This is a genomic window from Ralstonia flaminis (genome assembly GCF_958415495.1).
Taxonomy (GTDB): Bacteria; Pseudomonadota; Gammaproteobacteria; order Burkholderiales; family Burkholderiaceae; genus Ralstonia; species Ralstonia flaminis.
On the sequence record NZ_CATZLL010000041.1, the window covers coordinates 1 to 932 of the forward strand.

Sequence of the window (932 nt, forward strand, 5' to 3'; positions counted from 1 at the left end):
TGGGGTCTCCTCGTTTTCAGTGCAATAAGTGACGGTACGCAAAGCTAGCACTGGCGCGGGGGTGGTCTGGGTAGACCGTTGATTTCATTGACTTTCCTGTTCGCTTTGTAAACGGGTATGGTGGCCTCCCACTTTTGAGGTTCACGATGCAGGGTTGGCACACAACGTTTTTGGGGATGCGTGGGCTCCCCCGCGATATCAGCGACTTCGAGATGAAGGCATTTTTCACCTTCGATGGTGCCGAGCGCGACGCAATCAATGCACGCCGAGGTGATTCCCACAAGCTTGGTCTGGCGCTCCATATTGGTTTCCTGCGCATGAGTGGGCGTTTGCTCGGTGCCTTTCGGGTAATTCCAGTAGCCTTGTGGCGCCACCTTGGCAACGAGCTTGGCATTGCAGCACCAGAAGTCGCCTCGCTGAGAGCCATGTATGAACGCGGGCGCACGCTATTCGATCACCAACAAGTAGCCTGCACGGTTCTTGGATTCCAGTGGATGAGCGAGCACCAGCGCCGCTCACTGGTACGTGAACTGCGCGACGAAGTGGCGCGCTGCGCCGACCGCGATCAGCTACTCGTGCGGGCGCGTCAATGGCTGTACAAGAACAAGCTGGTGATCGTGCACGAGCGGGCAATTCGGACACTGATTGCGGCGGCACTTGCCCAGCTTGAAGTTGAAACAGGCACCGCCATCGCCGCCAGCGTTGATCCAGCAACACTTGATCGCTGGCGAGCCTCAGTTTCAGAGCTGCGCCCAGATGGACAAACCCAGCAGAGTTGGCTATGGGCTGCACCGGCGAAACACTCAACCCGCCAAATCAGCGAGGTACTGGAGCGCATCGACCTGCTTTACACGCTGGACGTTCATAAGCACCTGGCAGACATCCCCGATCTCATCTTGCGCCGCTACGCGCGCCGACTTGTCTCCAGGCCG

1 protein-coding gene is annotated in these 932 nt (G+C 58.3%); it reads left to right on the forward strand.

Features of this window, described 5'->3' with window-relative positions; all coding sequences use genetic code 11:
• Window positions 1-146: 146 nt before the first annotated feature.
• Window positions 147-932, forward strand: a 786-nt coding sequence (locus tag R2N11_RS26350; RefSeq protein ID WP_316682963.1) for a DUF4158 domain-containing protein, incomplete at its 3' end; no start/stop codon positions are given.